Below are 23,191 nucleotides of genomic sequence, written 5' to 3'. Positions count from 1 at the left end.
GGGCTATCCTATTTCTCCTCTAGGAGCTGACAGATGTCAGAGCGCGAGACTGTCTTGTGGATGTGGGTGCAAGGCTTGGGGCTAAATCTTTCTGGGTTGGCGCTGTTGGCAGCAGCAGGCGCCGCCTTTGGGCCTCTCAGTTGGACAGGTGCAACGGTGGCGGTGATGTTGAAGCTCATTGGGGATAGCCAACTGGTGCGGGGCTACTGGCTCTGGCAAAGCCAGCGACAACAGAAGGGATCCCAGCCCGTCAGCTCAGCAGCGGCAGTGCTCCAGAGTCAGGCTTGAGACATTGCCCGGCACTTGTCCGGTCTCCGACTCGAGAATGCCAACGCGACCACCCCTACTCCCTTCTGGCACTGGCAAGCCTCACTGTACAAGCCTCACTGTAAATGAGCCACGGTCACTCCAGTACCGCCGTCTTGGGGATCAGCGGCTGAAAAACGCTGAACGCGGGGGTGATTTTGCAAGTAAGCTTGTACGCCGGCCCGCAAGCGCCCTGTGCCGTGGCCGTGGATGATCCAAACCGGGCCGGGGGGAGCTTGGGCAAAGTGCTGTTCCAGAATGGCCTCAGCATCAGCAACGGTTTTCCCCCTCAGATCGAGGGTGTTCTGGCTGGTGCGCAGGTTCAGGGGAGCGGTGGCTGCAGGGGAGGGAGGTGGGGCTTTGGGGCGTTGGCGTTGCTTAGCCTGGTGTTCATCGATGGGATCCAACTGCCCCCGTGGCACTGTGAATTTGAGGATGCCGCTGCGCACCACATACACATCCCCTTCGATGGCGATCACTTCCCCCGTCTGCCCCAAGCCTCTCAGCCGCACCCGATCTCCCACCTCTGGCACAAACTCCATATCCACAGGCGGCGGTGGGGGAGAGTAGCGCTGCTGGATTTGCGCCAGCTCGGCAGTAATGCGTTGGGGATCCTCTCCCTGCTGCAATCTGCGGATGGCGGCAGCCACTTCCTGACGGGCAGCAGCCAACAGGGCTTGCAGTTCTTGGTTTTGCTTGTGCTCCAGTTGAGCTTCTCGCTCGGCAATTTGGCGGCTGCGCTGCTGCATTTGTTGATGTAGGCTCTCCAGCTCTCGATGCAGGGATCCCACCTGGGCCGCCCGCTCTTCCAATTGAGCCCGCTGCGCTTCCAGGCCGGCAATCACCTGATCCACCTGGCTTTCCCCCTGCAGGTGCTGCTGGGCCCGCCGCAGAATCTCTGGATCCAACTGCAGCCGTTGGGCAATGGCCAAGGCGTTGGAGCGGCCTGGGATCCCCCACAAGAGGCGATAGGTGGGGGCCAGGGTGACCTCATCAAACTCCACCGAGGCATTTTCAAAGCCGGGATGTTGGTATTTCAGGGCCTTCAACTCGCCGTAGTGGGTGGTAGCCAGGGTGAGCAGTGCCCTTTCCGAGAGGTACTCCAATAGCCCAGCCGCCAGGGCAGCTCCTTCGGTGGGATCCGTGCCCGCCCCCACCTCATCCAACAGGACAAGGGCCGGCTCCGGAGCAGACTGCAGGGCCTGCACGATGCGGCTGATGCGGCGGATGTGCCCCGAAAAGGTGGAGAGATTTTGTTGCAGCGATTGTTCGTCCCCAATGTCGGCGTAAACCCCGTCGAACCAAGGCAGCTGGGGCGGATCCTGAGCCGGCAGGAAGATCCCCGCCTTGGCCATGAGCACCAGCAGGCCCAGGGTTTTCAGGGCAACGGTTTTGCCGCCGGTGTTGGGGCCGGTGATAACCACGACACGAATGGAGTCCGCGAGGGTGAAGTCGATGGGGACAACGGCAGAACCTTGACCCTCCGAAGGGGCGGCGGCGCGGGACTGCCAGAGCAGCAGAGGGTGCTTGGCCTGACGCAGGCGCAATCCTGCCGAGACAAACTGGGGACGATTGCCCTCCAGCCAGAGGCTGTAGCGACCCCGAGCCAGAGCCACATCCAACCCCACCATCACCCCCTGCAGATGCTCCAGATCGGTGGCCACGGCTGCCACCTGAGCCGAGAGCGCGGCCAAGATCCGCTCTTCCTCCGCCTGAATCTGAGCTTGGGTTTCTCGCCAGCGGTTGCCCAGTTCCACCACAGCGTAGGGCTCCACATAGAGGGTGGCTCCACTGGCAGAGCTGTCGTGCACAAGGCCGCGGATGAGATCCCGATGGGTGGCCTTCACCATCAGGACAAACCGCCCCTGCCGCTGGCCAATCAGGGTATCCTGCAGCGCCTGGGGATACTGGCTCATCAATTGTTGCAGCTGCTCTTGGATCTGGCTGCGTTGCCGCCGCTGCTGCTGGCGCAGATCCGCAAGGGTAGGGCTGGCGCTGTCCCGCACCTCACCATGCTCCTCCAGGCAGCGGAAGATCTCCTGCTCCAGCTCCGGGTAGGTGCGCAGGTTGCTCACCCAGGCCTGCAGGTGGGGCAGATGGTCATGATCATCGATCAGGCGGCGGATGCGGCGGGCTGCCCCCAGAGTTGTAGCGATCTGCACCAGCTCTTCCCCGCTCAGGATCCCCCCCCGTTCGGCCCGTTCCAAAGCCGGCAGCAAGTTGTGGATCCCTGCCATAGAAAGTCCCCCGGCCTGTGTGCGATCGAGGCGGATCGCCTCTTCCGTCTGCTCAAGGTAGGCTTCGCTGTCGGCGCGGCTCTGCCAGGGATCCAGCTCCAAGCAGGCGCGGCGGCCCAAGGGTGTGGCCGCAAAGGTGGCCAAGTGCTGACAAAGGCGGGGCCACTCCAGCAATTCCAAGGTTTCTTGCCGTTCGCCTTGGCAGGCCGTAGGCCTTGGGGAGGGATCGGGCTTGGAGAAGACTGGCAGCGGGTGCAAGGTGGGGACGGTGGGCATTAACCATTCAGTGATGCAAGGAACCCTGGAGACGCAGTTGCTTCATCTCTTGCAAAAACTGCTGTTGATACTTGAGGAAGGCAGTGTGCCACTCGCGGAAGCGACGTTCGCCATCCCGCACCAGCATCTGGCGGTACTGCTCTGAGTTGAGACGGGGCTGAGCAAAAGATGGGTTCATAGGGATCGGGGACGCTCTCCATCCTATTGTGGCAGGCTCTGGGTCGGCTTCCACAGATAGCTTTTGGTGAGAGGGGCACGCTGATAATGGCGCCGTTGTCTCACGCGCTGCCTCTGGTGATCTTCCCAAGAAGCTGAGCTCACCGAAAAACTGGGTTCAAAGCCCCGCCCTACCGCTGTGGGGTTCGCCTTGGGTGTCCTGTGGAGGGTGGAAGTGAGCTGCATTCACGGCCAAACTGAACCTCACAAGCCTGCCATACTGAAGGAAGTTGCTGCACTCAAAACACTCAAGATCCGTGCGCAAACGAGTCACCCTCATTTTCCCCCGCCATTTGGTGAATGTGCCTCTCACCTATCGGTTGGCCAAAGACTTCGATGTGGCTGCCAATATCGTGCGCGCCAGGGTAGCCCCCAACGAAGTGGGTACTTTGGTGGTGGAGCTGTCGGGGGATATCGACCAGGTGGAAGCAGGATTGGAATGGGTACAGTCTTTGGGCATTGAGGTGACTGAACGGGCCAAGGAAATTCAAATCGACCCAGACTTGTGCGTGGACTGTGGATTGTGTACGGGAGTTTGCCCAACCGAGGCCCTGAAGATTTCTGCTCCCAGCTGGAAGCTGGAGTTCTCTCGCAACCGCTGTGTCATGTGCGAACAGTGTGTTGCCACCTGCCCCGTTGGGGCGATCAGCACCAGCTTGTAGTCAGTTTGTGGTCAGTTGGCTGAGTTACGAACTCCCCCAAGCTGACAAATCCCTTTACAATCCTGTTAGATTTGTTGGACATAGGTCTAGCTGCGGAGCGCACTCGACATGGCTTCTACTACATCGTTGATTGGGTTAACTTATGCCGGTTTGGCTGTTCTCTATTTGCTGGTGCTGCCTCTGTTGTCTCTGCTGTATGTGGACAAACGCTGGACTTCAGGCAGTGCTTGGGAAAAGGTGTTGATGTTTTTCTTGGTCTTGTTTTTCTTTCCCGGCATGGTGCTCTTGGCTCCCTTCATGACGTTCCGGCCCAAGCCTCGGTCGCTGTAAGGTCAGCCGTTTGTCGGTTCACTGAGCCATGCGCAGATTGGATGTTCTTGCTATAGGCTTAGCCCTGCTGTTGGGGGGAGGGATCCTCTACGGCCTGCTGCTTTGGGCGGGCTTGGATACGGGGGCCGCGCAGCAGATATCGAGCGTGGTGCTTCTATTGGCCTGCTTGGGGTGGACTTTTGGCTACCTGAAGCGGGTGCTGCGGGGGGAAATGACCCTGAAGGCTCAATGGGCCAGCTTCGAGACCCAGCAACTTCAAGAGAAACTCCACTCGCTGTCTCCGGAAGAGTGGCAGGCCCTGCAAGCTGAATTGGAAAGCGAGAAAGAAGGGATCCCAGATTGAATTGAGCAAGACAAACGTTGAGGCCGTCGGACAGGCCGCACCCAGAAATGGGCTGTCGGCTGCTGGGGATCCGGATTTAATCCGGATTTAATTTGTAGAGTGTTGGGCCTAAACAGCAGCACTTGTATATCCGGTCACCATTTGCTCCTCTTAAGGATGCTACATTGCGCCTTGCACAAGATTCTGGCGTACGACGGATTATTAAGTGGTGCAAGCCTTTGCCTTTCCTTCTACTCGCATATCTCCATCCACTGTGAGAAAAACCATACTGCTAGCTCAGGGCCAGCCCTCGCAAATTCATCTCTGGAAGTTGGCGCTGGAGTCTCAGGGGCACTCTGTGGTGCTGGTTTCCCCGCGTGAAGATCTGCTGGAGGTGGCAGCAAGTCAGCCTCTGGATTTGGATCTGATGGTGGTGGACATGACGACGGGGCTGTTTAACCCCTATGCCTTTTGTCGAGAGTGCCAAAGTAAGCTGCCCAACATCCCTGTTATCCTGACTCATCACCCCCGCCGCCACATCGAGCCCGCAGAGCGGCGCTGGGCAATTTATCAGGGGGCAGCAGATGTGATCCCTGGCTTGGCGGAGGCCGGCGACCTTCTCCACTCCCTCGAACGGATTTACGAGGCTGCCAGGTGGTTTTTGCCTATTGACACGGAGGCGCTCCACAGGGCTCTGAAGCAAGCGGGCTTATGGCCGGCGGAGGTCAGCCGTACATCTTCTTCCACCCCTCCCCCGCAGCCGAGCGCCCACTCTCCCACCGCCCCTCCACAACCCATCACCGCGGAAGGGGATCCAGGGCAAAAAGACTTGACCCCGCAGGTGAAGTACCGACTGATGTACCGGGGTCGCCCTGTCGATTGAGGTACTCGTTCCAACCTGCCGTCACTCGTTTTTCCTCGTAGCTTCTCGTGGCTTCTTGCCCTGCCAGGGTTGAGCTGCCGATTGGCAACGAGCAGGATGCAATCGCTGCAGCCCCGGGCAGCAGTGTATGGCTTCGCCATGCAAGCTACCCGTCTTGTTCAGCGTCAATGTATCAGCGAAGTCTGCTGGCAGAAATTGTGGAATGGATCACCTGGCCAGCAGAGGGGCCTGCAGAACTGATAGAGTTTTGGCACCTCTGCCTTCCCATTGCCCATGACCAAGCCCAAAGCCGGGATCCTCTACAACGACGCCAAACCCGCCGCCAAACGCAGCAGCGAAACCCTAGCCCGCTGGTTTCAGGAGCAGGGCTGGGAAGTCTGTGTGGCCCCCAACTGGGGCGGTATCCTCGGTTATGCCAAGCCCGACAGCCCCATCTGCCTGACCAAAGTAGATAGCCTGGCCCCGGCTGGATTTGATCAAACCATGAAGTTTGCGGTGGTGTTGGGGGGAGATGGCACCGTCTTGGCAGCAGCACGGCAACTGGCCCCCAAAGGGATCCCCTTGTTGGCGGTGAATACGGGCCATCTGGGCTTTCTGACGGAGACCTACCTTCCTCACCTAGAAGAGGCAGCCAGTGCCGCCATTGCCGGGGAATACACCCTGGATCGCCGCAGCATGTTGCTGGTGCAAGCCTACCGAGGGCAAGAATTGCGCTGGGAGGTCTTGAGCTTAAACGAGATGGTGTTGCACCGCGAGCCTTTGACCAGCATGTGCCACTTCGAGATCACCATCGGGGATCACTCACCTCTGGATGTGGCTGCCGACGGAGTCATCTTGGCTACTCCCACCGGCTCGACGGCCTATGCCCTCTCGGCGGGTGGGCCGGTGATCACACCGGGGGTGCCGGTTTTGCAGCTGATTCCCATCTGCCCCCATTCCATGGCGTCGCGGGCCTTGGTCTTCCCCGATTCGGAGGAGGTATGGATTAGCCCCGTTACCCCTCAGCCACTGGTTTTGGTGGTAGATGGAAATGCCGGCTGCTACATCATGCCGGAAGACCAGATTCGGGTGGTACGTGCCCCCTATTGGACAGATTTGATGCGCCTGCGCCGACCGGAATTTTTCCGGGTTATGCGAGAGAAGTTGGGGTGGGGACTGCCCCACGCTTCCAAGCCCACGTCGGTGGAGTTGCCTTAACTTTGCCGAGGCAGGACAAGCCATAGCTGCAAAATGGCCAATGCCCTTAACAACTCCACCCCTCTGTCGCTATGATGGTTAGGCTCGGAAGCGGATGTGGCGGAATTGGTATACGCGCACGTTTGAGGGGCGTGTGGCTTTGCCTTGCGAGTTCGAGTCTCGCCATCCGCATTACGCAATTAGTACGCGTTATTCATTAGTCCCTCTCCCAGAGAGGGAGAGGGGAAGCTGGCTTCGGCCTTTGGCACTATTCCCGAACGGCACCCTGCAGGCGTGCGCCCCAGGTGCGAGCAAAGCGCAGGTCAGCCCCAACCAGGTTGGCGTCGCGTAGATCGGCCCCCCGCAAGTCCGCGCCGTACAGGGATGCAGAAGAGAGATCGGCCCCCCGCAGGTTGGCCCCCCGCAAGTCTGCCCCCTCCAGGTAAGCGCCACTCAGGTTGGCTCCCCCCAATTGAGCCCGCCGCAAATTGGCCCCCACCAGGTAAGACTGGCTGAGATCGGCGCCCGTCAAGATGGTGCGCTCCAGATTGGCCTCGATGAGATCGGAACCGCTGAAATTGGCCTCCGCCAAATCCAGATTGCTCAGCTCAATGGATCCCAGGCGGCAGTTGGGACAGGTGCGGGAAGCCATGAGGTAGCGCATAAAACAAGAGTTGTAGGTTGTGGCTGCGGCAGAGGAAGCCAAGGCTGCCGTGGCCAGTAGTGCCCAAATGGCGGGAACTTTGAGATTGAGGTTCATGGTTACCAAGCCTCACAATTTTGAAGGTTTACGTGAAGGGACACAGCAGAGGGGGATGGTTCTGCGCTGGTCACATGATAGTGGCATCTTCTGGCTTCGGCCACTCCGCAGGTCTGTCTGGCCCACCTGATAGCAGGCTCTCTCAGGGCGGGATGACGTTTGGAGTCCTATCGTCCCGAAGCTGCCGGGCCGTTGCCAACACTGGGAAGGGGTGGATCTTTGAGCAGCGGCTGCACCCAATGCCAAGACAGTTGCCCCAACCCCACCAAAACCCCGAGTATTGCCGAGGAAGTCAGGACGCGATCCCAGCGGATTTCCCGCCAGCCGGCAGGGCTGGTTGTTGGCCTTCTTGGGTTGAGTTTCTCGGCAACAGGAAGCGGGCGATGGCGCAAAAAGTGCCCACAGCGACGACAGCGATAATCGGAGTTGGAGTTGAGCCAGTAGCAAGCTGGGCAGCGAAGCATGGGAAGGCCAGGGATCCCCTAGTGAAATGATCCCATTTTGAGGGGGGCGAGCAGTTGCCGTGAGCTATGAGAACCCCATTAAGGATCCCTCCAGTTGGCTTGAGAGGGATCCACTTTGCCTACACTCCCCTGGATTGTGGGCGGGGTTTGGGGCATCTTTGAGGAAGTAGCCTGTGCGCTGCGGCAGCCGGGATCCCTGTCGGTTGGAGAGAATCAGCCCTACAGAATCAGTAAGCATTGATCAGCAGCCCTGTGCCGGCCCTATGCAGATCTACTTAGAAAACATCTGTAAGCGCTATGGCCGCCGTGAGGTGGTGAGCGACGTTAGCTTGAACATTCAGCAGGGGGAAATCGTGGGGCTCCTGGGCCCCAATGGGGCGGGGAAAACCACCACGTTCTACATCATGACTGGCCTGATCCAGCCCAACCGCGGCCATGTCTGGTTGGATGACCAAGACATCACCCACCTGCCCATGCATCGCCGGGCCCAATTGGGGATCGGCTACCTGGCCCAGGAGCCGAGTATTTTTCGTCGCCTCAGCATCCAAGACAACCTGCTGCTGATCATGGAGCAAACAGGGGTGCCCCGTCGCCTTTGGCAGCAGCGGCTCAACCAACTGCTGGAGGAGTTTCGCATCGCCCATGTCGCCCACAGCTTGGGCCTACAGGTATCAGGGGGGGAGCGTCGCCGAGCGGAGATCGCCCGTGCCTTGGCTGCTGGGATCCACGGGCCGAAATTTCTGCTTCTGGATGAACCTTTTGCGGGGGTGGATCCCATTGCGGTGGCGGATATTCAGGAGGTGGTGGCCAAGCTCAAGCAACGGGGCATCGGTGTTTTGATTACTGACCACAACGTGCGGGAGACTCTGGAGATCACCGATCGCGCCTATATCCTCAACGACGGGGCAATCCTGGCCAAAGGCACTTCTGCTGAGTTGGCAGCGGATCCCTTGGTGCGCAAGTATTACCTGGGGGAGAAGTTCCGTCTCTAGGGCAGCTCCAGGTCACCTCCAGGAGTACAGAGCTCGCAGGCGTTGGCTTTTCTTGTGCTGGTGGGTCTGCATCCGAGCCAGCAGCTTGTCCAGGAGGGCGACCGCCTCCAGCAGGTAGGGGCCCTTGTTGAGCATCACACATTCGGCGCGGGCAGACATCACCGCATCGGAAAGCTCAGGCCGCGAGGGCAAGCCCTCCTTGGTGAGCTGATCCAGCACCTGGGTAGCCCAGACCACCGGCACCTGGGCTGCCTCGCAGATCCACAGCAGTTCCTCCTGGATCTCGCCCAAGCGCAGCCAACCGATCTCCACGGCCAGATCGCCGCGGGCAATCATCACCCCCAGGGGCCGGCAGCCGGCAACGGTCGCGATCAAGGCCGGCAGATTTTTTACCGCCCGCTGCGTTTCCATCTTGAGGATCAAGCCCAAATCGGGGCGAGCCTGCCGCCGCTCCAGCTCAGAAACCAGCAACTGCAAGTCCGCGGGCTGCTGGACAAAGGAATAGCCCACTAAGTCGGCATGCCGCACCACAAAGTCCAGGTCTTGGCAGTCTTTGTCGGTAAGGGAACGGATCTGGAGCTGACTGTCAGGAAAATTGAGGCCTTTTTCTGCTCGCAACTTCTTGCCCTGAGGGGCAACTTTGTCCACCTCCAGCACCACGCCTGCCGGCTCGATCCTTACCACGCGGGCGCCGATTTTGCCGTCGTCGATCCAAACACTTGCCCCTACCTGCAGGTGCGCCAAAACCTCCGGCAGGCTGCAGGTCACCTGGCAGGAGATATCGGCGCTGGCCTCAGGAACCTTCGCGGTGAGCAGGATGCGATCCCCGCGGTACACCTTGGTTTTGCCAGGGGGCATGGCCACTGGGCCGGTGCGGATCTTGGGGCCAGCCAGGTCCAGCAAAATCTTGCAACGCCGTTGGGTCTGGGCTTCGGCCTGGCGCAAGTGGGCCACCATTTTCTCCCACACCGAGGGCTCGTCGTGGGCGCAGTTGATGCGGGCCACGTTCATGCCCCGCTCCAACAACTGCAGCAACAGCTCCGGCTGCTCGGCGGCTTCGCTGGGCAGGGTCACCATGATGCGCGCGCGGCGATGGGGAGAAGGAGGGCCAAACAGCGCCTCGGCGTGCTGCTCTAGTGCCGTATCCCCGGCGTAAAACTCTTCATAGCTGGGTGCCGTATGGGTCAAACCCTGGGTGGCTGCCAAAATAGCAATCACCGCATCCAGGCTCTCCAGAACCCGCGACTCACAGCGCCCCAGCGAGGACAGCCCCGCAGCCGCCAGCTCCAGTTGCAAGCTGCGCAGATCCTGTTGGCGCAGCGCCAGGTAGCGCGCCAGGTTGTGGATGGCCGCAGGAGGGCTCGTAAGGCAGCCCCAAGCGGCCAAGTATTTCTGGGATCCCTCTACAACCTGCTGCCGCAGCTCCAGGAGCCGCTCCAGCAAACTCCTAAGATTGCAGGAGGGGGAAGAGGAGGAAACCATGTCGAAAGTCTTCCCAAGACAAACCCGGCCCAATTCTATGCCTGAGCTTACTTGGGGTCGATCATAGGCGGGTTAGGTTGAGAAAGGAAGGCGATAGCCTTTCATTGCCCAGTGTTCCGGTCTAGAGTCGTTAACAGCCTTCGGCTGTCCTGCCTACTACTTCCTTGGGTTGCGTGAAACTTCATTCTCTCCCTCCTGCCCGTTCCCGCGAGCGGCCTGACCACAGGCTCTCCCTCGTTTGCGCGGTGGGCCTGATGGATCGCTATGTCCTCTCGGAGATGCTGCTGCCGTTTCTCTTTGGGGTGGGAGCTTTCACAACCTTGGTGATGGCGGTGGGATCCCTGTTTGAGCTGGTGCGCCTGGTGGTGGAAGCGGGTCTGTCGCTTTCGGCGGCGTTACAGGTGTTTGTGTTGCGGGCGCCGGGGATCATCGTCCTGACGTTCCCGATGTCCATGTTGCTGGCCACGTTGCTGGCCTATGGGCGCTTGTCTGCCGACAACGAGATCACGGCCTTGCGCGGATGCGGGGTGAGCCTTTACCGCCTCATGGTGCCTGCCCTCGTCCTCAGCTTGCTGGTGACGACGTTAACGTTTCTGTTCAATGAGCTGGTGGTTCCGGTGAGCAATCGCCAGGCAGCCACGACTTTGAACCGAGCTTTAAATCGGGATCCGGACTTCCGGCGGGAGAATATCCTCTACCAAGAATTTGGCGAGATCCTCATGCCTGAGCCAGACGGCACCTTTTCCCGGCGACAAGGGCTAACCCGTCAGTTCTACGCCCGCAGCTTCGATGGAAAGCAAATGCGCGGCATTATCGTCCTGGATTTTTCCAACGAGGCGCTCAACCAAATTCTGCTGGCCCAGCGGGGGCGCTGGGATCCCCAAGAGAATCTTTGGGTGTTTGAGGATGGCACCAACTACATTGTTTCTCCGGATGGCACCTACAGCAACATTGCCACCTTCAGCCGGCAGGAGTTGCGTCTGCCTCGCGCGCCGCTGGAGCTGGCTCAGGAGATTCGCAGCCCTGAGGAAATGAACATTCGGGAGCTGAAGCATTACATCGAGGTGATCGCCAGTTCTGGAGATCTGCAACGGGTGCGCCGTCTGCAGGTCAGCCTCAACCAAAAGTATGCCATTCCTTTCGCGTGTCTGGCGTTTACCCTGATTGGGGTGCCTTTGGGGCTGCGCCCGCAGCGCACCGGTTCCTCTTTGGGGTTGGGCATCAGTGTGCTGATTATCTTTGCCTTCTATGTGCTGCTGTTCATCACCCAGGCGCTGGGACAAATTGGGACGCTGGGGCCAGCAATGGCGGCTTGGTTGCCCAACTTGATCTGTGCCGCCGTAGGGCTGGGGTTGCTTTACCGAGCCAATCAGTAGCTGCTGGGCACCGCTTCTCCAGATGTAGGATAAAACTGCCCAATGGATTCTCGTATTCTGGAGAGCTCCCCCATGGAAGTTCAAGCTTGGATGAATTGGATGTTTGGCGGATTAGCCCTGCTGATCTTGGGGGGAGGCATGCTGATGATGTTCACCACGGTGTTCACCACCAAAGGGCCCCAGCCCGAGGATTCTCAGTCGGATCCCCAAAAGGGGCGAGCCTAGCCCAAGGCCCGGTGACGGGATCCCTGGCATCCAGCTACATGCCTTCATGGGTTGTCAGTCTGGGCCGAGAGAGAACTAGTCCCGCTCCTGTTGGCGGAGCCGCTGCAGAAGCGAGAGGGGTTTCTCTTCCTCTGGCCCTTTCTTTTCAGTCGCAGTTGGCAGGGCGGTTGTTTCTGTTTTCTGAGGTTCGAGCAAGAGCTTGGCGGCTTCTGACTCAACGGCTGGAGGGCGAGCCGGGTTTTTCCCTTGTTGGCCGGGCAAGGGAACAAACTCCAGAGTGGCCAGTAAAGATTGAATATGGCTGTGGGTTTCCGGATGGTTGCTGGCGGCATGGGCCAAGAGGGTGAGCTGCTCTTTGGCAGCGACCAGGTTCCCCAGCTTGAGATCCACCAAGGCCAGTTGATAGCGAGCCTTAAAGCCACTGGGATCCACCTCCACCGAGCGCTGAAAGGCGGCGCGGGCCTCCGCCAGCTTGCCTTGACGGGCATAGATCAAGCCGAGGTTGAAAGGCACGTCGGGATCCCGTTCGCTGGGCAGCACCAAGGTTTTTTCTTCCAGTTCAATTGCGCTCCGGTAGGCGTTGATGGCCAAGGTATGGAAGCCCATCTGCAGATAGCGAGCTCCGTCTTCCTTCAGTTGGGCGACCGTCGGCTCCCCTGTCAGTAGGATCATGGGCGGTTGCGCGTGGGCAGGCATGGCCACCGCCAAGCTCAGCAGGCACCCCACCGTTTTCAGGCCTAAGGGTACAGCCTGACGACCAATCTGCTGCCTATTCATCACCATGATCTGTTTCCTCCAACCACATCAACACCACTTCATTCCACCCCTCTGGGCCGGGGAGCTGAGCCAATTGCCATTGAGGCAGGGCCTCACTCCAGAGACTATCCGCAATGGGGCTGGGAAGCACCACTTTTTGTTCCGACCATCGCAAAAAGGCCACATCTGGCGGGGAACACCCAATGCCCAAAGCTTTGATAGGGCCCAGATGCCGTTGGTAGCAATCCAGCAGCCGCCGCACCGCCTGCTCCCCCGGTAACCAATTGGGTTCTGCGGCCATCGTTGGCCGTATCCATCCGGTCAGATACCATTGCGGCAGGCTGGAGAAGTGGAGCTGACGCACCCGCAGCAGATGTTGGGTGAGGTTGGCTTCTTGCTGGGCAAAAGCTTCCCGCAGGGTTTCGGGATCCCCGGAATAGCTGAAAATCTCACTGTACTCTCGCTGCTGCGCCCGCTCTGCCTCTTCCAAAGGGATCCCAGTGGCAGCGGCCAGTTCAGAGGCAGTCCAATCCCCAAACCCGATCAAATCCAAGTGGGACTCTTGACGCACCTGTTGCAGGATGCTGCGCAGGCGAGAATAGGGCAGACCCAAAGCATACACGTAGTAGGGCGGTCGGTGTTGCCACTGCTCGTCTAGGATGCCCGCCGGGAAGTAATGCTCGGGAACGTAAACGGCAGAGCCATCCTCACAGATGAACGGATGCTCCAGGCGCAACTGCCGCCGCACATGTTCCAGTTGAGCGCGGGTGCGCAGGCTGTAGAGCACCAAGGGAATGGAGCGGCGCTCTAGGGCAGCCAAGGCTTGTCGGGCAGCACCATAGCTGTTGAACTCTAGATCCAGCAAGCTGCCATCTAAACTGGTAAGGACAAGTCGCATAGGTGCAGGAAAGGGAAAGGCGCTGGCCCCGTCAAAATTTCAAGCAGCACGACCGGCTGAAGCGTCCTACAGTACCTATGATCCAATAGCTTGACCAACCTGAGGGGGATTAGCCCCAAATGCTCTCCCTCAAAGCATCTGGGTGAATGGGCAATCCGTGCGCCAGAAGTGGTAAAAGCTCGATTGAGCACTACAGAATGCGTGTGTCGCCGAAGATCTTGGCTCAAAAACCAGCAGCAGAGAAGACAGACAGATTGAGTGGGTCAGTGGCTAGTTTTCTGTGCCAAAGGCACGATCCCCTGCATCCCCCAGCCCGGGCAAAATGAACCCTCGATCGTTCAGCCGCTCGTCAATCATGGCGCAGAAAATTTGCACCATCGGGTAGTGGGATCCCAACCGCTGTAACCCTGGGGGCGCTGCCAATGCGCAGACAATCCGGACCAAGCTGGGATCCGCCCCCCGTTTTTTTAGCTCATCCAAAACCCAGAGCAGCGTGCCCCCGGTGGCCAACATCGGCTCGGGAATGAGAATGCGCATCTGTTCAGGGATCCGCTCTGGAAGGCGATTGAGGTAGCAACTGGCCTGCAGCGTTTCCTCATCCCGCACCATGCCAATGTGAAAGATCCGCGCCTGGGGCAAAAGGGCTTGACAACCCTCTAACATCGCCAAACCGGCTCGCAATACAGGCACAATGCCCAGCAGGGTATCCGGCGCAATGACCTCTGCGGCAACGGGTTCCAAAGGGGTTTGCACCTGAACGGTCTGGGTGGGGATCCACTCCCGCATCGCCTCATAGGTTAGCCAGCGGCCCAGCTCCGACATGGCCGTGCGAAACAGGGGCATGGGCGTCTCCGCATCTCGAGCCACGGTTAGCCAGTGCTTAATGAGCGGGTGAGGGGGGACATAAACACGAAGCTGCTGACTTGCCACGGGAGAATGCCTCAATCTGGGCGGTAGCATAGCGGGTTGCCTTAGCAGAAAGCAAGCTCTAGAAAGCAAGCTCTCCAATTGGCCGCAACTCCATCCCGACCGGGGATAAATTGCCAACAGCTCCGGCAAATGCTCAAGGGGTGGGGCTCTTTGACCCAGCAAGATTGCGGCAGAATGAGATCTGCAGGTTACTTCGAGCGCCGGTCATGTTCGGTGGCTACAGGTTTGGGATAGACCAGGGCAAGGCTGGTTTCGGGTTTTGTTCCTCTTGCCATTTGCGAACTGAGGTGCTGGCCCCAGGGCAGCTTGGCCTCCCGCCGATGGAACCGAACGCCAACGGCTCTCGTCTGCAAGTGCCGGTAGCCGGAGATACCGCTCTGCCCAAGGGTTTCTGGCTTAATGGGGTGTCGCAAGTTACAGCCTGTTCACAAATTAAGGGATACAAAACTTAAGGGATACAAAACATCGTGTTTCTGAGGCTTGACTCCGATGAGGTTTAGAACAAGTAGGTTTACAACCGTATCCGTAGCCCCTCAATAGGCTGTACCTGCATCTTTGGCCCCCTCACACCTTGCAAGGATTAGCTTAGGGAGAATGGATTATGGCTTCGTCTCAACCCTCTGACTCGAACACCAACGCTCTGAGCCGCCGTCAACTTCTCAAGGTGGGGGCCGCAGCCCTTGGGGGCGGTCTGTTGGCGGCAGGGGGTGCCCAAGCTCAGCGCAAACCCTCTCCCACCCTGATCGTGGCTCAGGGATCCGGCCTGGATCGCGTTTCCTATGCTACCAACTGGTATGCTCAGGCGGAACATGGCGGCTTCTATCAGGCGGTGGCGACCGGCATCTACCGCGAGCATGGCCTGGATGTAACCATCAAGATGGGTGGCCCCGGCATCAACATCACCCAAGTTTTGGCCGGTGGAGCTGCCGAGTTTGCCATGGGGGGAAGCACAGGGGTGATCAATGCTGTGCGAGAAGGGATCCCTTTGGTGTGTGTGGCAGCCATTTTCCAGAAAGACCCGCAGATCATCATGACCCACCCCGGCACCCAGCGCTTTGAAGAGCTCAAGGGCCGGCCCATTTTCGTCTCGAAAGGGGGGCTTGCCACCTACTGGCCCTACCTAAAGGCCCGCTTTGGCTTCACCGACGATCAGGTTCGTCCCTACAACTTCAACCCCGGCCCCTTTTTGGCGGATCCCAGCTCAGCTCAGCAAGGCTATCTGACATCCGAGCCTTTTGCCATCCAACGGGAAGGGGGATTTGAGCCGGTGGTCTTCCTCCTGGCGGATTTGGGCTACAAACCCTATGCCACCACCATCGAAACCCGTCGCCAACTGGTGGAAACCAAGCCCGACTTGGTGGAGCGATTCGTGGATGCCTCTATCAAAGGCTGGTACAGCTTCTTGGAGGATCCCCGTCCGGCCTATCGCTTGATCAAGCAGGACAACCCGGAGATGACCGATGCCCAGTTGGCCTACAGCTTCGAGAAATTGCAGGAGTACGGCATCATCTTGTCCGGCGATGCGTTGGAAAAAGGCATTGGCGCCATGACCGACAAACGCTGGCAAGACTTCTTCGACAGCATGACGGTGGCCGGCGTATTTGAGCCAACCATCAACTACCGGGCTGCCTACACACTGGACTTCGTCAATAAAGGCACTGCCTACTACACTGCCTGACGGACTTCCACCCTTGGCGCTTCTCAGCCCAAGGGATCCCCCCTCGCCCCCAGCCCCTCTTCCACCAAGGGAGAGGGGAACTATAGTCATTTCAAACTAGATTGAGACACCCCCTAAACGCTCCGCGCCACTGCCCTCACCCCCATTCCTTCTCTCAGAGGGAGAAGGGGGCTAGAGGGAAATGTTTCATTCCGGTTTAATTGAGAATGCCAGAACACTGCGTGATCACCTCCCCCAACACCGCCAGCAACACCGGCACCCCCAGACGGATCCCGGAGACCAACAGCGAGATCAAACAAAAAGCTCCAAGTGAAAAGGCGTTCCAGCGAAGCTTGGCCCAGCACTCCATCAACAAATGCAGGCACAGGTGGGAGCAGATTCATCGCCGAGCTGGAAAGCCTATCATGGGATCCAGTATGGAATCCATTGTGTCAGCAGTGCAGGGCACTTTGACCCTTTCACCCTCCTCTTCTCCGCCAGACCCGCCAGCCAGTCTGACGGGCTCATTCCCCGCCGCTGACGCGGCAGGGATCACTTGGCCTTGGGCAGCGCAGCGGGATCCCATCCTTGTCCTCGGGGCTGGGCTGATGGGGCGTCTGTTGGCCGCCAGCCTTGTCGAGGTTGGGCATCCTGTCCGCATTGTGGAGGCGGCCACTGCTCCTGAGAGCAGCGCTGCCCATTTTGCCGCTGCTATGCTAGCTCCTTTGGCCGAGTCTGCCATCGCCGAAGCCAGTGTGGTGGCGCAGGGATACTACGCCCTTTCTCGTTGGCCCTCTCTTTTGGCCAGCTTGCCGCAGCCGGTTTTCTTTCAGAAGGAGGGCACTCTGATCCTCTGGCACCGCCAAGATGCCGGGGAAGCCAAGCGCTTCTCGGCGCTACTGGCCGCTGTGGTGGAGCGCCTTCCCGCTCTCCCTAAGCCCCAGCCTCTGGATGCTCAGGCTCTGGCCGAGCTGGAGCCGTCGGTAGCCGGGCGATTTGCGCAGGGTCTGTATCTTCCCCAAGAGGGCCAACTGGACAACCGCCAACTGTTGTCGGCTCTGCTGGCCAAGCTGCGGCAGCACGAGGTGGAGGTGGAGTGGGGTTGCCCCTGGGATCTGAAGCAGGCCCAAGCCTGGCAGCAACAAACTGGAGGCTGGGTTTTGGATTGCCGCGGCCTGGGGGCCCAAAAAGAATGGGGCGGGCCAAGACTGCTGCGCGGAGTTCGGGGTGAGGTGGTGCGCCTGTATGCCCCGGAAGTCTCTTTGCGGCGTCCAACCCGGCTGTTGCATCCTCGCTATCCGATCTACATCGCTCCCAAGCCGGGACACCTGTTCGTAGTGGGAGCCACCGAGATCGAATCTGAGGATCGCTCGCCGGTGAGCGTTCGCTCGGCTTTGGAGTTGCTCAGCGCCGCCTACGCCGTACATCCTGCCTTTGCAGAAGCGCGTATCCTGGAATTGGGCAGCCAATGTCGTCCCACCTTGGCGGATAACCTGCCAGCCGTGGTGGAGCGCTCACCTCGCCTGTTGCAGATCAACGGCCTCTATCGCCATGGCTTTCTGATCTCCCCGGCCATCCACGATGCTGTCTTGGAGTATCTTCACCAGGGCAGTTGTCGCTTGGCTCAGCAGCTTGGGATCCCCTTTCAGGTGCAGGCTGCCCCTCTTTCCGGTGAGTCCCTGTCGCCATGCGTGTCTTGATCAACCAGAAGCCTTACGATTTGCCGGAAGGCACCACTTTGGCCGAGGCAGTGGCTCAGGTGGGGGCCAGCGGCCCTTTCGCGGTAGCGGTTAATCTGAAGTTTGTGCCACGTGCGCAGCACGAGCAAACCCGTCTGCAAGAAGGCGACCAGGTGGAGATCGTCACTCCGGTTGCTGGCGGCTAGCGCTCAAGTCCGCTTTTCTATCTGCCTCAGCCATGTCCACCCTTCTCCATTGCTCTCCCTCAACTCTGGCCGATGAGGATCCTTTGGTTCTCTACGGCCAACCGTTGCCCAGCCGTCTGATGTTGGGTACGGCTCGCTACCCTTCGCCAGCCATTTTGGAGCAGGCGGTGGCGCGCGCGCAGCCCTGTTTGTTGACGGTTTCTCTGCGGCGGCAAGGGGCACTGGGGCCAGAAACTTCCCAGAGGTTCTGGGCTCTGTTGCAGAAGATGGGGATCCCAGTTCTGCCCAACACCGCCGGCTGCCACAGCGTGCAGGAGGTGATCACAACGGCGGAGATGGCGCGGGAGGTGTTCGGCACCGACTGGATCAAGCTGGAGTTGATCGGGGATGACTACACGCTGCAGCCGGATCCCGTGCAACTGCCCACTGCTGCTGCTGAGCTGGTCCGGCGCGGCTTTAAGGTGCTGCCCTATAGCACCGACGACCTGGTGCTCTGCCAGCGGCTTTTGGATGCTGGCTGTGAGGTGGTGATGCCCTGGGCGGCCCCCATCGGCACCGGCAAAGGCCCTCTCAACCCCTACAACTTGCGCCTGCTGCGGGAGCGGATCGAGGCGCCGCTGATCGTGGATGCCGGCTTGGGCCTGCCCTCCCATGCCTGCCAGGTGATGGAGTGGGGGTTTGATGGGGTGCTGCTGAACACGGCAGTGGCTTTGGCCCGGGATCCGGTGGCCATGGCCGAGGCCTTTGCAGAAGCGGTGCGCTCAGGCCGCCGAGCCTACCTGGCCGGGGCCATGATCCCTCAGGAAACAGCTCAGCCCAGTACGCCTGTCCTCGGCACTCCCTTTTGGCACCAGGGCTGACTGCCGCTCTCAGGGGTGCAGCTCAGGCGGCAGGCTTTCGCGCCTGGATAACCTGCAGAGCTCCCCCAGCGTGGAGGGTCTGCCGGATGGATTGCCAACCCTGCTGCTGCAAATGCTCGGGCAAGTCCAGCTTGAGTAGCTCCCAGGCGGTCTCGGTTTCAAACAGGGCCAAAAAGAGGGCCAGCCCAGGCCAGATCAAGGGTTGTCGAGGCGCGTGCAGATCCAGAATCAAGAGTCCTCCCCCCGGCTTGAGCACCCGCCACACTTCTCGCAGCACCTGCTCCAAGTCGGCGAAGGACAATTCGTGCAGAGCCAAGCTGGTATGCACCCAATCAAAGCTGGCATTGGGAAAGGGCATATCTTGGGCAAAGGCCTCCACAAACTCCACCTGGGGAAGGCGTTTGCGGGCTGCCGCTAGAGCTTTGGGGGAAGCATCCAGGCCCACCACCTGCTGGCTCAGCTCCGCCAACAGTGGGGTCACTTCAGCCGGGCCACAGCAGAGATCCAACACCCGATCCTGGGGATGAATCTGGATCCCTTGTAGGGGCAATTTCCGCAGCCGCTCGTATCCCCCCACCGCCAGAGCAGCCCCGCGGCTGATGCTGCGGTAAAGCCAAGGAAATTGATAGCTCCAATCCCGCAGGAAGGTGGCCATCGCCAGGGATCCCTCAGAGTCTTTTTCAGCCTACCTGACCTACATCCATTGCAAACTGGTTTGAGACATATGTTTTTCTGGATTTTCTCGGGGTTGGCTTGGAACTCTCCTCTGCCGGCAGTCGTCTAAGAAGACGAGGCGTTTTAGGCTTTTTTCTGTCTACCCACTGCTGCTCTATGACTCAGTTTGAGCTGCCTCCCTCCCCTTCCGAGAAACCTGGCCGGCACAGCTTGGTTTGGTTGGTGGCTGCTGCAGGTCTGACGGTCTTGCTCTGGCAGCTCCCCTGGGGCAACTATATCCTCTACCCCTTTACGATTCTGGCCACCTGGTTTCATGAGATGGGCCACGGCTTGACGGCAGTGCTGTTGGGTGGGGAGTTTCATCGTCTGGAGATCTATCCCGACGGGTCGGGGTTGGCCTTTCACAGTGGGCACTTGTTTTTGGGGCCGGTGGGTCGAGCTTTGGTGGCCGCCGGTGGGCCAATGGGGCCCCCAATGGCCGGGGCGGTTTTTATCCTGGCTTCTCGTCGTCAAGGTACGGCCCAGTTGGGGTTGTTGGCTTTGGGATCCCTGCTGTTGCTGTCGGCGGTGCTCTGGGTGCGCTCTCTATTTGGCCTGTTGCTGATCCCGGCTATTGGGCTGGGGATCTTGGCGGTCGGCTGCTGGGCTTCCCCTTGGTTGCGGGGCTTTGCCGCACAGTTTTTGGGGGTGCAGGCCTGTGTGAGCACCTACCACCAGCTCGACTACTTGTTTACGGCCTCTGCTGTGATCAACGGGCAGGTGATCCACTCCGATTCCAGCCAGATTGCCCAAAACTTGTTCTTGCCCTACTGGTTTTGGGGAGGGGTGATGGCGGTCTCTTCTTTGGTGCTGCTGATAACCAGCTTGCAGCTGACGTTCCGGGACTAGCCGGCAGGGGGCAAAGCCGCAATTTTGGCAGTGATTTGTGTCACGCAAAAATCCGTCCTCCATCACTGCCCAGTCGAGAAAACCGCCGCTACAGTAATGGGCAAGAGGAGTGAGGAGCTGAGGAGTGGAGCATGTGGCGGGATATTATCGGGCTGGCCCTGGCGGCGACCCTACTGTTGATCAGCAAAACCGCCGCAGACACGCTGGGCCAAAGCCAGGTGCAGACTTTCACCGAACCTGAGCCGATGCCCTACTCTGCACCGGTGGAATGAGGTACTTGAGTCTGCTGACGGAGGTCGTAGCAGCGTTGCCGTTTTGTGCAACACTCATTCTAGAGTCTTTAAGGGCTCCGTCCGAGTAGCGCGGTCGCAGCAGCGTTGCGGAGCAATAACAGTAGGCTTGGGATCCCTGATGCGCATAGCCCTGTTTACGGAGACGTTTCTGCCCAAGGTGGACGGCATTGTTACCCGCCTCTGCCACACGGTGCGTCACCTAACCGCTCGTGGTAACTCGGTGCTCATCGTCGCGCCCCGGGGAGCCCCGCGGCGGTTTGCACGGGCACGGGTTTACGGGATCCCGGGGATGCCACTGCCTTTGTATCCAGAGTTGAAGCTGGCCGCCCCCGGCCCGGCCATCGGTAAGTTGCTCAGCCGTTTCCGACCGGATGTGATCCACGTGGTGAACCCGGCGGTTTTGGGATTGGGGGGCCTCTACTACAGCCAGACGATGGGGATCCCACTGGTGGCGTCCTACCATACCCATCTGCCGAAGTATCTGAAGCATTATGGGCTGGGCTTTCTGGAAGGGGTTTTGTGGAATCTCCTGAAGCTGGGGCACAATTTGGCGCGGGTCAATCTTTGCACCTCAACGGCCATGATGCAGGAGCTGAGCGCCCACGGCATTGAGCGGGTGCAACTGTGGCAGCGGGGAGTGGATACGGAGTTGTTTCATCCCCAGGCTGCCAGTCCAGAGATGCGGGCTCGGCTCACCGCAGGGCAACCGGAACGGCCTCTCTTGCTCTACGTGGGACGGCTTTCGGCTGAGAAGGAAGTAGGGCGGATCCGGGTGTTGCTAGAGCGGATCCCGCAGGCGCGCCTAGCTATTGTGGGGGATGGGCCAGAGCGGGGATCCCTGGAGCAACATTTTGCCGGCTACGATGTGGTGTTTACGGGCTATCTGCAGGGGGAGTCTCTGGCAGCGGCCTTTGCTTCGGCGGATTTGTTCGTGTTCCCCTCCCGCACCGAGACCTTGGGGCTGGTTCTGTTGGAAGCCATGGCTGCCGGTTGTCCGGTGATCGCCCCCCGCTGCGGCGGCATTACCGATGTGGTGGACAGTGGGCGCAATGGCTTTCTGTTCGATCCCAATTCGGATAGCGACTTTGTCCAGGTTACCCAGCAACTCCTGAGCAGCGTCGGGCAGCGGCAGCTCTTCCGACAGCAAGCTCGCCAAGAGGCAGAACGTTGGAGTTGGTCGGCAGCCACCCAACAGTTGGAAGGCTACTACCGGGCTGTTATTGCCGCCGATTAGCGGTGCGGAGCACAGAGTCCCCTACTGGGAAATACTCAGGGCAGAACTCCGTCCTGCTCTCGGGGTTCTCCATAGCACCAGTGCGAACGGCCAGCCTAGGCAGAGACCGGATGATCCCCTTCAATGGCCCGCACTTGCTCCACAAAGAATTCTTCTAGGGATTGCCGTTGCCAATGCAAGTCGGTGACCAGTGCCCCCGCTTGGTTCAAAAGGCTCAGCAACTCCGGTAGGGATCCACTCCATTCCCCCGACCAATGGGATCCCTGAATCGAGAAGTGCTCTAGGCGGTCGCGGAACTGTTCGACGGCGCCACCGTGCCCCTGTACCCGATAGCTTTTGCTCTCTCCCAGCAAGTCATCCAAAGTTCCCTGATGCACCAATTTGCCGCCGATGATCAGGCCGACTCGGTTGCAGATAACTTCCACATCCGCCAGGATATGGCTGTTGAAAAACACCGTTTTGCCCTGCTGCTTGAGGGACAGAATGATCTCGCGCATTTGATAGCGGCCCATGGGATCCAGTCCCGACATCGGCTCATCCAGAAACACCAGCTCTGGGTCGTTGATCAGCGCTTGGGCCATGCCAGTGCGCTGCAGCATGCCCTTGGAGTAGGTGCGCAGTTGTTTTTTGCGGGCCGTATCTATAGAAAGCCCCACCAGCTCCAGCAGTTGCGGGATCCGCTCCTTCAACAGGCTATTGGGCAGACCAAACACCTTGCCGGCAAACTGGAGAAACTCCCATGCCGTCAAGTAATCGTAAAAATAGGGGTTCTCCGGCAAATATCCCACCTGTTGCTTGATGGAGCGATCCCCCAGGGGTTTGCCCAGCAAAGTGCCGCTGCCGCGGGTGGGCTCCACAATGCCCAGTAGGCATTTGATGGTGGTGGTTTTCCCGGCCCCGTTGGGCCCCAGCAGCCCAAAGGTTTCTCCGCGGGCCACAGTCAGAGAAAAATCTTTGAGAGGGCTGACCACCTTGTTCAGCCAAAATCCTGTGCGATAGGTTTTGGTCAGGCCGGTGATGGCAATGACCGGCTCTGGTGCCGCGAACGCTTCTGCTGGGGAAGTGGGGGTCTCGCTCATGGACTCGCTCGTAGGTATGTTGGAGTTGAGGGAGAAAAAGGTGCCGCGAACACCGAGTTAAGGAGCACACAGTTCGCCAGGCGATAGGCTACCCAGCCTAACCTTTAGTTTACCCACAGGCTTTGTCCCAGCCTAGGCTTGCCGCAGCACTTCCGGTAGAGGAAAGGGGCCAGAGCAAACATACTCCGCGTAGGTATCCGCTTCATTCGCAACAGCGGTGCGGTTCCTTTGCCGTAGGCACAGCACTTTGCTCTGACCTCCCTTCAGCTAGAAATCGCAGGAGCCCCGCACTGTACCCGTAGGGTCAGTGTCGGGAGGAATGCGGAAGT

Annotated in this window: 27 protein-coding genes and 1 tRNA gene; 17 read left to right on the top strand and 11 right to left on the bottom strand. The window is 59.5% G+C overall.

Going from position 1 to position 23,191, the window contains the following annotated elements; all coding sequences use genetic code 11:
- Positions 1 to 33: 33 nt before the first annotated feature.
- On the top strand, positions 34 to 288 hold the full coding sequence (locus tag NW840_RS11580; protein WP_414344418.1) for a hypothetical protein: 255 nt from the start codon (positions 34 to 36) through the stop codon (positions 286 to 288).
- A gap of 95 nt (positions 289 to 383) precedes the next feature.
- On the opposite strand, the gene NW840_RS11575 is transcribed toward NW840_RS11580, so the two are convergent.
- Together NW840_RS11575 and NW840_RS11570 are read right to left on the bottom strand one after the other, a co-directional pair.
- On the bottom strand, positions 384 to 2,819 hold the full coding sequence (locus NW840_RS11575; RefSeq protein WP_414344416.1) for an endonuclease MutS2: 2,436 nt from the start codon (positions 2,817 to 2,819) through the stop codon (positions 384 to 386).
- Between the two features lie 7 nt (positions 2,820 to 2,826).
- Positions 2,827 to 2,997, bottom strand: a complete 171-nt coding sequence (locus NW840_RS11570) for a hypothetical protein (protein ID WP_414344414.1) — start codon at positions 2,995 to 2,997, stop codon at positions 2,827 to 2,829.
- A gap of 295 nt (positions 2,998 to 3,292) precedes the next feature.
- Between NW840_RS11570 and NW840_RS11565 the strand changes: the two genes are divergently transcribed.
- The 6 genes from NW840_RS11565 (at position 3,293) to NW840_RS11540 (ending at position 6,600) form a co-directional block, all read left to right on the top strand.
- Positions 3,293 to 3,697, top strand: a complete 405-nt coding sequence (locus NW840_RS11565; RefSeq protein WP_414344412.1) for an NIL domain-containing protein — start codon at positions 3,293 to 3,295, stop codon at positions 3,695 to 3,697.
- Positions 3,698 to 3,805: 108 nt separating this feature from the next.
- On the top strand, positions 3,806 to 4,027 hold the full coding sequence (ndhL, locus tag NW840_RS11560; protein WP_414331907.1) for an NAD(P)H-quinone oxidoreductase subunit L: 222 nt from the start codon (positions 3,806 to 3,808) through the stop codon (positions 4,025 to 4,027).
- Between the two features lie 28 nt (positions 4,028 to 4,055).
- Entirely contained in the window at positions 4,056 to 4,370 is a 315-nt protein-coding gene (locus NW840_RS11555; protein WP_414344410.1) for a DUF3007 family protein, read from the top strand.
- Positions 4,371 to 4,623: 253 nt separating this feature from the next.
- Positions 4,624 to 5,232, top strand: a complete 609-nt coding sequence (locus tag NW840_RS11550; RefSeq protein WP_414344408.1) for a response regulator — start codon at positions 4,624 to 4,626, stop codon at positions 5,230 to 5,232.
- Between the two features lie 273 nt (positions 5,233 to 5,505).
- Positions 5,506 to 6,429 carry an NAD(+) kinase gene (locus NW840_RS11545; protein ID WP_011433945.1) on the top strand — a complete coding sequence of 308 codons (924 nt, stop codon included), beginning with the start codon at positions 5,506 to 5,508 and terminating at the stop codon, positions 6,427 to 6,429.
- A 90-nt stretch (positions 6,430 to 6,519) separates the two neighbouring features.
- Positions 6,520 to 6,600, top strand: a tRNA-Leu gene (locus NW840_RS11540).
- Between the two features lie 76 nt (positions 6,601 to 6,676).
- Here NW840_RS11540 and NW840_RS11535 read toward each other — a convergent pair.
- From NW840_RS11535 to NW840_RS11525, 3 genes are all read right to left on the bottom strand, one after another.
- Positions 6,677 to 7,168, bottom strand: a complete 492-nt coding sequence (locus NW840_RS11535) for a pentapeptide repeat-containing protein (RefSeq protein ID WP_041436730.1) — start codon at positions 7,166 to 7,168, stop codon at positions 6,677 to 6,679.
- 167 nt (positions 7,169 to 7,335) lie between these two features.
- Positions 7,336 to 7,632: a hypothetical protein gene (locus tag NW840_RS11530; protein WP_011433947.1), complete on the bottom strand. Its 297-nt coding sequence runs from the start codon at positions 7,630 to 7,632 to the stop codon at positions 7,336 to 7,338.
- Between the two features lie 64 nt (positions 7,633 to 7,696).
- A complete protein-coding gene (locus NW840_RS11525; RefSeq protein WP_011433948.1) occupies positions 7,697 to 7,870 on the bottom strand; it encodes a hypothetical protein in 174 nt (57 codons plus the stop codon).
- 25 nt (positions 7,871 to 7,895) lie between these two features.
- Here NW840_RS11525 and lptB point away from each other — a divergent pair, with 25 nt between their 5' ends.
- Positions 7,896 to 8,624, top strand: coding sequence for an LPS export ABC transporter ATP-binding protein (gene lptB, locus NW840_RS11520; protein WP_414344406.1), 729 nt, complete (start codon positions 7,896 to 7,898; stop codon positions 8,622 to 8,624).
- Between the two features lie 12 nt (positions 8,625 to 8,636).
- Here lptB and NW840_RS11515 read toward each other — a convergent pair whose 3' ends face one another.
- A complete protein-coding gene (locus NW840_RS11515) occupies positions 8,637 to 10,067 on the bottom strand; it encodes a pyruvate kinase (protein ID WP_414344404.1) in 1,431 nt (476 codons plus the stop codon).
- A 293-nt stretch (positions 10,068 to 10,360) separates the two neighbouring features.
- On the opposite strand from NW840_RS11515, the gene NW840_RS11510 reads away from it, so the two are divergent.
- Together NW840_RS11510 and NW840_RS11505 are read left to right on the top strand one after the other, a co-directional pair.
- Complete coding sequence (locus tag NW840_RS11510) at positions 10,361 to 11,482, top strand: LptF/LptG family permease (RefSeq protein WP_414344403.1); 1,122 nt, start codon at positions 10,361 to 10,363, stop codon at positions 11,480 to 11,482.
- A 42-nt stretch (positions 11,483 to 11,524) separates the two neighbouring features.
- Positions 11,525 to 11,707: a hypothetical protein gene (locus NW840_RS11505; RefSeq protein WP_414344401.1), complete on the top strand. Its 183-nt coding sequence runs from the start codon at positions 11,525 to 11,527 to the stop codon at positions 11,705 to 11,707.
- Between the two features lie 75 nt (positions 11,708 to 11,782).
- On the opposite strand, the gene NW840_RS11500 is transcribed toward NW840_RS11505, so the two are convergent.
- The 3 genes from NW840_RS11500 to upp form a co-directional block, all read right to left on the bottom strand.
- Positions 11,783 to 12,490: a tetratricopeptide repeat protein gene (locus NW840_RS11500; RefSeq protein ID WP_414344399.1), complete on the bottom strand. Its 708-nt coding sequence runs from the start codon at positions 12,488 to 12,490 to the stop codon at positions 11,783 to 11,785.
- Positions 12,477 to 13,361 carry a hypothetical protein gene (locus NW840_RS11495; protein ID WP_414328992.1) on the bottom strand — a complete coding sequence of 295 codons (885 nt, stop codon included), beginning with the start codon at positions 13,359 to 13,361 and terminating at the stop codon, positions 12,477 to 12,479. Before NW840_RS11495 ends, NW840_RS11500 begins: the two co-directional genes overlap by 14 nt.
- Positions 13,362 to 13,631: 270 nt before the next feature.
- Positions 13,632 to 14,321, bottom strand: a complete 690-nt coding sequence (gene upp / locus NW840_RS11490; protein WP_414344397.1) for a uracil phosphoribosyltransferase — start codon at positions 14,319 to 14,321, stop codon at positions 13,632 to 13,634.
- Between the two features lie 571 nt (positions 14,322 to 14,892).
- Here upp and NW840_RS11485 point away from each other — a divergent pair.
- From NW840_RS11485 to NW840_RS11470, 4 genes are all read left to right on the top strand, one after another.
- The gene (locus NW840_RS11485) at positions 14,893 to 15,969 is read left to right on the top strand and encodes an ABC transporter substrate-binding protein (RefSeq protein ID WP_414344395.1); all 1,077 of its coding nucleotides are present in this window, start codon (positions 14,893 to 14,895) and stop codon (positions 15,967 to 15,969) included.
- A 416-nt stretch (positions 15,970 to 16,385) separates the two neighbouring features.
- Positions 16,386 to 17,648, top strand: coding sequence for an FAD-dependent oxidoreductase (locus NW840_RS11480; protein ID WP_414344393.1), 1,263 nt, complete (start codon positions 16,386 to 16,388; stop codon positions 17,646 to 17,648).
- Positions 17,636 to 17,833, top strand: a complete 198-nt coding sequence (thiS, locus tag NW840_RS11475) for a sulfur carrier protein ThiS (protein WP_414328933.1) — start codon at positions 17,636 to 17,638, stop codon at positions 17,831 to 17,833. Before NW840_RS11480 ends, thiS begins: the two co-directional genes overlap by 13 nt.
- A 32-nt stretch (positions 17,834 to 17,865) precedes the next feature.
- The gene (locus NW840_RS11470; RefSeq protein WP_041436737.1) at positions 17,866 to 18,693 is read left to right on the top strand and encodes a thiazole synthase; all 828 of its coding nucleotides are present in this window, start codon (positions 17,866 to 17,868) and stop codon (positions 18,691 to 18,693) included.
- A gap of 22 nt (positions 18,694 to 18,715) precedes the next feature.
- Here the strand turns inward: NW840_RS11470 and NW840_RS11465 are convergent, their stop codons facing one another.
- Positions 18,716 to 19,348 (bottom strand): class I SAM-dependent methyltransferase, encoded by a 633-nt coding sequence (locus NW840_RS11465; RefSeq protein WP_414344390.1) that lies wholly within the window; start codon positions 19,346 to 19,348, stop codon positions 18,716 to 18,718.
- Positions 19,349 to 19,524: 176 nt separating this feature from the next.
- Between NW840_RS11465 and NW840_RS11460 the strand changes: the two genes are divergently transcribed.
- From NW840_RS11460 to NW840_RS11450, 3 genes are all read left to right on the top strand, one after another.
- Positions 19,525 to 20,256 carry a M50 family metallopeptidase gene (locus tag NW840_RS11460; RefSeq protein ID WP_414344389.1) on the top strand — a complete coding sequence of 244 codons (732 nt, stop codon included), beginning with the start codon at positions 19,525 to 19,527 and terminating at the stop codon, positions 20,254 to 20,256.
- 131 nt (positions 20,257 to 20,387) lie between these two features.
- The gene (locus NW840_RS11455) at positions 20,388 to 20,528 is read left to right on the top strand and encodes a hypothetical protein (protein ID WP_414344387.1); all 141 of its coding nucleotides are present in this window, start codon (positions 20,388 to 20,390) and stop codon (positions 20,526 to 20,528) included.
- A 139-nt stretch (positions 20,529 to 20,667) separates the two neighbouring features.
- Complete coding sequence (locus NW840_RS11450; protein ID WP_414344386.1) at positions 20,668 to 21,783, top strand: glycosyltransferase family 4 protein; 1,116 nt, start codon at positions 20,668 to 20,670, stop codon at positions 21,781 to 21,783.
- A gap of 95 nt (positions 21,784 to 21,878) precedes the next feature.
- On the opposite strand, the gene NW840_RS11445 is transcribed toward NW840_RS11450, so the two are convergent.
- On the bottom strand, positions 21,879 to 22,862 hold the full coding sequence (locus tag NW840_RS11445; protein ID WP_414344385.1) for an ABC transporter ATP-binding protein: 984 nt from the start codon (positions 22,860 to 22,862) through the stop codon (positions 21,879 to 21,881).
- Positions 22,863 to 23,191 lie beyond the last annotated feature (329 nt).

Source organism: Synechococcus sp. R5-13, from assembly GCF_047462015.1.
GTDB lineage: Bacteria > Cyanobacteriota > Cyanobacteriia > Thermostichales > Thermostichaceae > Thermostichus.
This window is presented reverse-complemented; position numbering and strand designations above follow the sequence as displayed.